Genomic DNA, 10,352 nt, shown 5'->3' with positions numbered 1-10,352 from the left:
TTGCTGGAGGTATCAGAAGTGCGAATGCTGACATGAGTAACGATAATGGGTGTGAAAAACACCCACGCCGAAAGACCAAGGTTTCCTGCGCAACGTTAATCGACGCAGGGTTAGTCGGTCCCTAAGGCGAGGCTGAAAAGCGTAGTCGATGGAAAACAGGTTAATATTCCTGTACTTCTGGTTATTGCGATGGAGGGACGGAGAAGGCTAGGCCAGCTTGGCGTTGGTTGTCCAAGTTTAAGGTGGTAGGCTGGAATCTTAGGTAAATCCGGGATTCTAAGGCCGAGAGCTGATGACGAGTCATCTTTTAGATGACGAAGTGGTTGATGCCATGCTTCCAAGAAAAGCTTCTAAGCTTCAGGTAACCAGGAACCGTACCCCAAACCGACACAGGTGGTTGGGTAGAGAATACCAAGGCGCTTGAGAGAACTCGGGTGAAGGAACTAGGCAAAATGGCACCGTAACTTCGGGAGAAGGTGCGCCGGTGAGGGTGAAGGACTTGCTCCGTAAGCTCATGCCGGTCGAAGATACCAGGCCGCTGCGACTGTTTATTAAAAACACAGCACTCTGCAAACACGAAAGTGGACGTATAGGGTGTGACGCCTGCCCGGTGCCGGAAGGTTAATTGATGGGGTTAGCTAACGCGAAGCTCTTGATCGAAGCCCCGGTAAACGGCGGCCGTAACTATAACGGTCCTAAGGTAGCGAAATTCCTTGTCGGGTAAGTTCCGACCTGCACGAATGGCGTAACGATGGCGGCGCTGTCTCCACCCGAGACTCAGTGAAATTGAAATCGCTGTGAAGATGCAGTGTATCCGCGGCTAGACGGAAAGACCCCGTGAACCTTTACTATAGCTTTGCACTGGACTTTGAATTTGCTTGTGTAGGATAGGTGGGAGGCTTTGAAGCGTGGACGCCAGTTCGCGTGGAGCCAACCTTGAAATACCACCCTGGCAACTTTGAGGTTCTAACTCAGGTCCGTTATCCGGATCGAGGACAGTGTATGGTGGGTAGTTTGACTGGGGCGGTCTCCTCCTAAAGAGTAACGGAGGAGTACGAAGGTGCGCTCAGACCGGTCGGAAATCGGTCGTAGAGTATAAAGGCAAAAGCGCGCTTGACTGCGAGACAGACACGTCGAGCAGGTACGAAAGTAGGTCTTAGTGATCCGGTGGTTCTGTATGGAAGGGCCATCGCTCAACGGATAAAAGGTACTCCGGGGATAACAGGCTGATACCGCCCAAGAGTTCATATCGACGGCGGTGTTTGGCACCTCGATGTCGGCTCATCACATCCTGGGGCTGAAGCCGGTCCCAAGGGTATGGCTGTTCGCCATTTAAAGTGGTACGCGAGCTGGGTTTAGAACGTCGTGAGACAGTTCGGTCCCTATCTGCCGTGGACGTTTGAGATTTGAGAGGGGCTGCTCCTAGTACGAGAGGACCGGAGTGGACGAACCTCTGGTGTTCCGGTTGTCACGCCAGTGGCATTGCCGGGTAGCTATGTTCGGAATAGATAACCGCTGAAAGCATCTAAGCGGGAAACTAGCCTCAAGATGAGATCTCACTGGGACCTTGAGTCCCCTGAAGGGCCGTCGAAGACTACGACGTTGATAGGTTGGGTGTGTAAGCGCTGTGAGGCGTTGAGCTAACCAATACTAATTGCCCGTGAGGCTTGACCATATAACACCCAAGCAATTTGCGAACTCGGAAGAGACCAGATTGCGGTGTGTGAAGACGAAACGAACCGAAAGTTCGACTCTTACAAAACACCGAAAACTATCACATACCCAATTTGCTGAAGCGAGGCCAGCTGGCCACGACTCAGTACCCGAATTTCTTGACGACCATAGAGCATTGGAACCACCTGATCCCATCCCGAACTCAGCAGTGAAACGATGCATCGCCGATGGTAGTGTGGGGTTTCCCCATGTGAGAGTAGGTCATCGTCAAGATTAAATTCCAGAACCCCTGTTTGCTTATGCAGACAGGGGTTTTGTTTTAGTAGAAGTCCACGAATTTCACTGGAGCGTTGCCAAGGCAACGGTCTGGTACACAGAATTTCTTGACGACCATAGAGCATTGGAACCACCTGATCCCATCCCGAACTCAGCAGTGAAACGATGCATCGCCGATGGTAGTGTGGGGTTTCCCCATGTGAGAGTAGGTCATCGTCAAGATTAAATTCCGAAACCCCTGTCTGCTTGAGCAGACAGGGGTTTTGTCGTTTAAGAGGTCTGCTTTGGTCGCATATCTGCTCAGCTGACTCCCTGCATCTGATCGATGCTCATCCGTCCTGGAAAACTGCAAGACTTTGCAGTTTCGGACGCCTTGCTTGTACCGCCGGTCTGTTTCCCACTCAAAAAGAGGATCTTTCTGACAAAACCTTAAGATTCCACTTCATTTGGCCGAAAGCCTGACGAGCCATGCGTGCACCGATTTGGAGCAGATCAAGCGTCTGCCCAGGCGTTACATGGAATGTTCCACCCAGCACGCTCCCCCCCTTTGGCAAAAGAAGTCGATGAAATGAATCTAAAGTTCAGTCATAAAATTCTGTTGGCCGCGTCAGGCGTCGTGGTCTTGGCCTTCGCGTTATTCACGTTGTACAACGATTACTTACAGCGCAGCACCATCAAACAGAACCTGGAGTCGTCCATCCAGCAATCCGGAGAACTCACCGCCAGCAGTGTGCAGAACTGGCTCAGTGGCCGCGTGTTGATACTCGAAAACCTGGCACAAAACATGGCTCACCAGGGCAGTGCTGCAGATCTTCCAGGCTTGGTTGATCAGCCCGCACTCACCTCGAACTTCCAGTTCACTTACGTCGGCCAAACCAACGGCGTGTTCACCCAACGCCCCGACGCAAAAATGCCCGATGGCTATGACCCGCGCCAGCGTCCTTGGTACAAGCAAGCCGTGGCGGCTGACAAACCGATGCTGACCCCGCCTTACATGGCAGCCGTGGGTGGGCAGATCGTGACCATCGCCATGCCGGTGAAAAAGAACGGCGAGTTGCTGGGCGTGGTCGGTGGTGACCTGAGCCTGCAAACGCTGGTGAAGATCATCAACTCGGTAGACTTCGGCGGCATCGGCCATGCGTTCCTGGTCAGCGGCGACGGTCAGGTCATCGTCAGCCCCGATCAGGGCCAGGTGATGAAGAACCTCAAGGACATCTACCCAGGCACCAGCGTCCGCATCGAGAAGCTTAACCAGGATGTTGTCCTCAACGGTCAGGATCGCATTCTGTCCTTCACCCCTATCGCCGGCTTGCCAGGTGCGGACTGGTACATCGGCTTGTCGATTGATAAAGACAAAGCCTACGCACCCCTGGGTAAATTCCGCACCTCCGCGCTGATTGCCATGCTGATTGCCGTGGTGGCGATTGCGGTGCTCTTGAGCTTGCTGATCCAAGTACTGCTGCGGCCGCTGACCACCATGGGCGTTGCCATGCAGGACATCGCCCAGGGTGAGGGTGACCTGACCCGCCGCCTCGACGTGACCAGCAAAGATGAGTTTGGCGAGGTAGGCAGTGCCTTCAACCAGTTCGTCGAGCGTATCCACGCCTCGATTTCAGAGGTGTCCTCGGCAACGCGCCAGGTGCATGACTTGTCCCAGCGCGTAATGGCGTCGTCCAACGCCTCGATCGTCGGTTCTGACGAGCAGAGCGCGCGCACCAACAGCGTAGCGGCGGCAATCAACGAACTGGGCGCCGCTACCCAGGAAATCGCGCGTAACGCCGCTGACGCTTCCCAGCACGCCAGTGGTGCCAGCGAGCAGGCTGACGATGGGCGCAAAGTGGTGGAGAAAACCATCCTGGCGATGTCGGAACTGTCGCAAAAGATCAGCCTGTCCTGCACCCAGATCGAAACCTTGAACGCCAGCACCGATAACATCGGCCACATTCTCGATGTGATCAAAGGCATCTCCCAGCAGACCAACCTGCTCGCGCTCAACGCCGCGATCGAGGCCGCCCGTGCCGGGGAAGCGGGTCGCGGGTTTGCCGTGGTCGCCGATGAAGTGCGCAACCTGGCTCACCGTACCCAGGAGTCGGCGGAGGAAATCCACAAAATGATTACTTCGCTGCAAGTGGGTTCGCGTGAAGCGGTGACCACCATGAACGCGAGCCAGACCTCCAGCGAAGAGAGCGTCGAAGTCGCCAACCAGGCCGGTGAGCGCCTGATCAGCGTGACGCAGCGGATTGTTGAAATCGACGGCATGAACCAGTCGGTCGCCGCCGCCACCGAGGAGCAGACCGCGGTGGTGGAAACCCTCAATGTCGACATCAACCAGATCAACCTGCTGAACCAGCAAGGCGTGGTCAACCTCAATGAAACATTGAAGGACTGTGACGCGTTGTCTCAACAGGCCAGCCGCTTGAAACAACTGGTCGACAGTTTCAAGATCTGACCTCAACGGCATAGGAGCGAGGCCTCTCGCTCCTACTGCTTAGCCGAGCATTTGTCGGACATTTTCCAGGGCGCCGTCGGCGAAGTTCTGCATAAAGTGTTCGAACCCTTCCTGCGCGGTGTCGACCGGTTCGCCGATGAGCGTCCAGGTCGCTCTGGAGCATCCGAAGCCAAGTGGCTCCACACGCATTGCCGCCCACAAGCGGGCCACGCCCAAGGTGTTGTAGACCGTGGTCCAGGTCATGAACATGGCCTCTTCGTCACGGCTGTTGAGCTGCTCCACCGCACAATGGCCATCGTGGAAATACTTCGTGCGTAAAGCGCCTACGCCGGTGCCGGTCATTTCGATGTGCGACAAGGCGGGAATGAACGCATCAAAGCCTGCAAAGTCCCCCACCAAGCCCCACAGCCTGGCGGCCTCGCAGGTGACTACGACAGAGGCCACCACTGGTGTGCCCCGGGGGTTGCGGATCAATGTATCGGGTTGCAACGGTTTCATGAGGTTGTCCTGAGGCGGTTCAGAGAAAGCCGATGGCCTTGAGGTAGTCGCAGCCTTTGCCTAACAGCGCGGGGCTTTTCTCGGGGTACGGCTTACCCATTTCTTCCACGCCCCGGCGTGCGTTGTCGTGACGGATCATCGACGTATCGCCGATGTCTTCACCCAACCCGTCCAGGTAAAAACCCAGCACGCCAAACAGCGCATTTTCGCGGCCCACCGTTCGCAGTTGCCGTTGCCACTGCGTGACACTGACCCGCTCGAATGTGTAGCCGGCGTCGCTGAATGCATCGAGGTACTGCTCCCAGCTCAGGGGTTGTGGGTTATGCAGGTTGTACACGCTGCGCCCGGTTGCGAAATGAGCGCAGTGGAACGCGATGAAGCGTGCAAAAAAGTCCACCGGCATCAGGTCGAAGTTCACCGCTAAGCGCGGAACCAGGCCCAACTGCAGCGAGCCCTTGAGCATCAGCATCAGGCGATTTTTCTGTGGTTGGCAAACACCGCTTTGGCTGTTGAAACTGATATTGCCCGGACGATAGATATTCACCCAGGCACCTTGCTCCAGCGCGCGCGCCGATAGCCGCTCGGCCACCCATTTGGACAGGTTGTAACCATTCTTGATGTAGATCGGCGGTGTCGCCGCAGCAGGCGACTCGAGGACCTGTCCCGCGGCGTCGATGGCGCTGCATGCCGAGAGTGTCGAGATGAAGTTGAAGACCTTTTTGCTGTGGGTTTCACACAGGCGCACGCATTCGAGTACCGGGTCGACGTTGTCTTTCACCAGCGACGCGTAGTCCATCACATGGTTGACCCGCGCCGCGTTATGCACCAGCACGCCAAAGTCCCTGGCGAGGCGCTCGTACACCTCGGCGGCCAGGCCCAGGCCAGGCTGGCTGACATCGGCGGCGTACACCTGCACCCGGCTCAGGTCCAGATGTTCCAGGCGGTACTCCTGCAACGCCTGGGTGAACCGTACCGTTGCCGGCTGGTTCGGCAGTTCCCGCACCAGGCATGCCACTTCGGTCGCACCGCCGGCCAGCAAGGCTTCGACAATGTGGACCCCGATAAAACTGTTGGCCCCCGTCACGATCACTTTGCGACGATCACCGGCGCGGTCCTCGGGCAGCACCTCAAAAGCCGGTTCCCGCTGCGCGTCTTGAACCGCCTGGCCGACGGGTGCGGCAGCGCGCGGGCCGTCCTCCAGCAGCGCCGCGAGCGTGCGAATGGTCGGCATTTCAAAAAAGCTGTTCAGGGGCAGGCTGCGACCAAATTGTTCGCGAACCCGCAGCAGCAGGCTCGATAGCAAAATGGAGTGGCCGCCGACGTTAAAGAAGCTGTCATCGATGGACAACGTGCCCGTAGGAAGCTGCAACAACTCATGCCACAGCCCCAACAGCTCAACCTGCAGCGGCGTTTGCGCGGCCTTTGCGGTGTGATTCGAAGGGCGCTGCACCGGCAGTTGCAACAAGGCCTGGCGATCGACTTTACCGTTGCTCGCGTAAGGCAGGCCGGCGAGTTCGATCCACCGCTCGGGTTGCATGTAATCAGGCAGCCACTGCCGTGCATGCTGCTTGAGGTCGTCCATCGTGGCACCCGGTTCCGGCTGGGCGACCACACCGCGAATCCTGCGATCATCGTCGATCACCACGGCCACCTGGCGGAACAGGCGGCTGGCACGCAGGCACTGTTCGATCTCCTGGGGTTCGACTCGAAACCCCCGAATCTTCACTTGCTCGTCCCGACGCCCGCCCAGCTCGATGCCGTCGCCGGTCCACTTTGCGTAATCACCGCTGCGGTAGGCGCACACGGGTTGTCCTCCCGGCAGTACCAGTTCGACAAAAGGGTCGTCGCGCAGTTGTGTTGCGTTCAAGTACCCCAGGCTCACGCCCGGCCCGACGATGTACAGCTCGCCCATCACCTGTTCGTCCACCGGCTGCAAATGCTCATCGAGTATCAGCACCTGGCTGTTGGCGATGGGACGGCCGGCGTTGCGATTGCTGTCCCCGGGCCGCAACGTGCGATGGGTGACCAGCACCGTGGCTTCGGTGGGGCCATAGAGGTTGTGCAACTGGCATTGGCCGGCCAGTCGTTCGATCACATAGGGTTCGCAGGCATCGCCGCCGGTCAGCAGGTGCGTCAGGCCCAGCGGTTGGTCCAGCGGCAGGATGCTCAGCAGCGCCGGTGGCAGGAAGGCATGGGTGATCTGCTGCTGGCGGATCAGTTCTACCAACTGCTGCGGGTCGCGTCGTTGCGCCTCGCTTGGAACAATCAACTCGGCGCCGGCAATCAGGCTGGGGAAGATATCCATCAGCGAGGCGTCGAAGCTCAACGAAGCGAACTGCAGTACCCGGCTCTGCTCGTCCAGCCCCATGCAACCGCCGAACCAGGCGGTGAAATGGGCCAGGTTGCTCTGGCTCAGCAACACGCCTTTGGGGCGGCCGGTAGTGCCCGAGGTGAAGAGCACCATGAACGGTGCATCCGGGGAGGGGCGATGCTGCAGCAACGGTGACGTGTCGTGCTGATCGAGCGCACTGACATCCAATGAAACGAAGTACTCGCGCAGTGGGTGGCCGCCATCATCCAGCAACAGCCTGGCTCCCGCGCTGTCCAGCATGGCCTGTTGGCGTTGCGCCGGATGATCCGGTGCCAGCGGCAGGTAAACCGCGCCGCAGCCCAGCACCGCAAGAATGCTGGCATACAACGCCGTTGTTTTTTCCAGGCACACCCCGACCACCGGTGGTACCTCGAGGCCTTCCAGCAGTGGGCCGAGGCGTTGCTGGATCGCCCGTGCTTGAGCGTGCAATTGCCGGTAGGTCAGCACACGGCCGGCAATGTTCAGCGCCGGTCGTGCGGCGAAGGTGAGCAGGCTGGCCTGCAGTCGTTCGATCATCGGCACCTGCGCTGCCTGCAGCAATTGCACATCGGCGGTGTGATTGAACCGATGCACGAACGCCAGTGCCTCCAGCTTTTGCAAGCTGTGTTCGGGCCAGGCATTGGTGCCGGCCGCGGCGGGGCAATACTCCGGGTCGCGGGCGAAGCCGCTGACCAGCACGGCGACCCATTCCACCAGCGCGCTTGTCGCTTGCAGGCGCAGTCGCTGGCCATTGCCGCTGGGCGCGTCGGCAAGGTCCAGCACGGCCAGCAAGCGTTGGCCGGCGGCATAAGCGCGTAACTGCAGCCGCGGCAACCCATGCTCCGTCAGCGGGCCGACGCCCAGGCGCAGGCTGATGCGTGGAGCGGCGGCCAGGTGCGCGGGCAGTGACTCGCTACCGTCCTCGATCACCAGGTCGGCAGCGTCATGCCCCGACAGATGACCATACTGTTCCAGCTCCAGCCTCACCGCATCCAGGGCACGGCTGATACCCAACCATCCAATTGTCAGGCGCCTCATGCCGCTCTCCCGGCCACCGGCAGATAGTCGGCCAATGCCAGGGCCACGCTCGGTGTCTGCAGCAAACCGCTGTGTTGCAGAAAGCCCATGATGTTGCCGATCAGCGGGTGGTGGCGGGTGATGGGGAACTCCAGTGCCGCCATGTCGGCCCGCAGCGCATGGCGAACATCAGCGCTGACGTCCAACTGATCGATCAGTTGCAGGTCGAAGGATTTTTGCAGCTCGTTAGTCAGGTAATGCGCCAGAAAGATGGGCAAGACCGGCGCAATGCTGTCGCGGTCAGCCGGGCTTGCCGCCTGCCAATAGAGGCGCACCAGACGCGTCCAGAACTGCCCATGGCGCCCTTCGTCGAACAGGTGATCGGCCATCAAGCCACGGATGGAGGCCTTGACGCTGTCATCCCTGGAAAACGCCGCCACGTCATGGGTCACGGTGTTTTCGGCAATGGCCACGGCAATCAATTCCACTGCATCGCGCAGGTGCGCCGGGGCTTGCGCCTGCGCCGCCGGCAGGGCGCGGCTCAGTTCGATCTGCCCGGGCAGATCCAGCGGTGATATACCGGTCATCTTCACGGTCTGTTGCAGGAAGTCCAGCGCGACCAGGGCGTGATAGTCCTCGTCCACCACGACGGTCATTGCGTCATAGCGACACACAAGGGGGAAGGGCAGGGCGAAACGGTTCTTGGCGATGTTACGCGCGGTCCTGTCGACGATCTCGGTTTCGAAAATCACCACGTCATTGATGAATTTGTAGAAGCTTTGCAACAGCACGAAGTCGCGCCACTGCGGGCAATGTTCAAGGAAGGTCGCGCTGAGCACCAGGGGCTGGCGGCACTGCGGATAGATCAGTTTGTCGTCGTTTTCCAGCAGGCGGCGAGGGCGTGTGCGGATGGTGGCGCGGCGTTCCCAGTCTTCGGCGATGGAGCGGTAGGCGCTGATGTTCATGGGCGCACCTGTTGCAGCAAGGTGTGTACGTCGTCCCAGAGCTTGATGCGGTTTTCCACGGCGTTGACCGCGGTTTCAGCCGCCTGTTGCTGGCGCTCGGGTGCGTTGTCGGTAAGGCCCTGGAGCATCCTCTGCGCCCCTGGCTCATGGTCTTGGGTGTCCAGTTCGATGTGGCGGTTGAGGTACTCGCCCAAGGTTGGCGCCTGGCTTCTGATGATCTCACTGCCCTGCAACAGCCGTTCGAACATGCTCGGGATAATGCTTTCGCGGCCGTGCAGGAAGGCGGCGGCCACACAATGGGTGGGCGCATTCAACGCGATGTGCAACGTGCTGGCGACGAAGCGGGCCACGCCGGGCAGCACATCGACCTGGCCCAGGGCGGCATTGGCCTCGACGCCCCGACGTTGCAGCGTGATGAACGTATCGATAGCGTGGGTACTGGCGCCCACTTCGAGCATGGCTTCGCGGTACAGCTCGAAGTGGCTGCAATGACCGCGCCGGGGGTGTTCGTCCGACTCCTCGCCCAGCACGATTTCGTTGATCAGGCGGGCGGCTTGCGGGTCGGTCGGCGGGAGCCAGGGTAATTGCGTACAGGTCAGGTCCCGTTGCAGGCGTTTGGTGAGGCTCATGAAGTCCCAAACGGCAAATACATGGTTTTCCATAAAGATTTGTAACTTGCCGAGTGAAGTTATTTCTTCAAATAACGGATGGCTGCATAACTGCAGTTTTTTTTGTTTAAGTAAACCTTGATACATAGTTGATGCCTATAAGTTGTTGCGACTGCTCTGAAAACAGTGCTGGGCTTTTGCAGCCCAAAAGCGGACAGATAACGTTTAGCCAAGCAGCGCGCGCAGCGCTGCCCAAACAAGGGTTCGTGCAGGCTGTTGAGGTGCTTGGTTTATTGAAGAAAGATAATAAGCCGATTAAACGTTTGGGCGAGCTTATAAATGTATTAGATGTTTTTTCGAAAAGATTCCGATTGTGGGTAAGTTATATTATTAAGCGTGGGAAGTTTCTCGAACATTAGCAGGCATTACGCAGTCGAATAGTTTTAACCAGGGCGTCTTGATGCGGGTTCTGCCAACAGCGAAGGCCGCCCGGCAATGCTTGATCGGTGAAGCAG

General features: G+C 58.5%; 5 protein-coding genes and 3 rRNA genes (1 of these 8 only partly in view). 4 read left to right on the top strand and 4 right to left on the bottom strand.

Translation table 11 applies throughout. The features are described from left to right. The 4 genes from C5F70_RS23940 to C5F70_RS23925 all read left to right on the top strand — a co-directional run. A 23S ribosomal RNA gene (locus C5F70_RS23940) occupies positions 1–1,675 on the top strand (it extends 1,217 nt beyond the left edge of the window). Between the two features lie 156 nt (positions 1,676–1,831). Next, positions 1,832–1,947: ribosomal RNA gene (gene rrf / locus C5F70_RS23935) — 5S ribosomal RNA — on the top strand. A 109-nt stretch (positions 1,948–2,056) separates the two neighbouring features. After that, positions 2,057–2,172, top strand: a 5S ribosomal RNA gene (gene rrf, locus C5F70_RS23930). Between the two features lie 346 nt (positions 2,173–2,518). After that, positions 2,519–4,399 carry a methyl-accepting chemotaxis protein gene (locus C5F70_RS23925; protein ID WP_104904169.1) on the top strand — a complete coding sequence of 627 codons (1,881 nt, stop codon included), beginning with the start codon at positions 2,519–2,521 and terminating at the stop codon, positions 4,397–4,399. Between the two features lie 39 nt (positions 4,400–4,438). Here C5F70_RS23925 and C5F70_RS23920 read toward each other — a convergent pair whose 3' ends face one another. The 4 genes from C5F70_RS23920 to C5F70_RS23905 are packed head-to-tail and all read right to left on the bottom strand — an operon-like array spanning position 4,439 to position 9,984. Further along, on the bottom strand, positions 4,439–4,897 hold the full coding sequence (locus C5F70_RS23920) for an SRPBCC family protein (RefSeq protein ID WP_104904168.1): 459 nt from the start codon (positions 4,895–4,897) through the stop codon (positions 4,439–4,441). 19 nt (positions 4,898–4,916) lie between these two features. Then, the gene (locus tag C5F70_RS23915; RefSeq protein ID WP_104904167.1) at positions 4,917–8,285 is read right to left on the bottom strand and encodes an amino acid adenylation domain-containing protein; all 3,369 of its coding nucleotides are present in this window, start codon (positions 8,283–8,285) and stop codon (positions 4,917–4,919) included. Further along, positions 8,282–9,229 carry a diiron oxygenase gene (locus C5F70_RS23910; protein ID WP_104904166.1) on the bottom strand — a complete coding sequence of 316 codons (948 nt, stop codon included), beginning with the start codon at positions 9,227–9,229 and terminating at the stop codon, positions 8,282–8,284. The genes C5F70_RS23915 and C5F70_RS23910 overlap by 4 nt, the downstream gene beginning before the upstream one ends. Beyond that, entirely contained in the window at positions 9,226–9,984 is a 759-nt protein-coding gene (locus C5F70_RS23905; protein ID WP_046385135.1) for a DUF3050 domain-containing protein, read from the bottom strand. The genes C5F70_RS23910 and C5F70_RS23905 overlap by 4 nt, the downstream gene beginning before the upstream one ends. Positions 9,985–10,352 lie beyond the last annotated feature (368 nt).

It is taken from the genome of Pseudomonas sp. LH1G9, from assembly GCF_002949975.1.
GTDB classification, from domain to species: Bacteria; Pseudomonadota; Gammaproteobacteria; order Pseudomonadales; family Pseudomonadaceae; genus Aquipseudomonas; species Aquipseudomonas veronii.
Note: the sequence above shows the minus strand (reverse complement) of the source record. Positions and strands in the feature narration are given on the sequence as shown.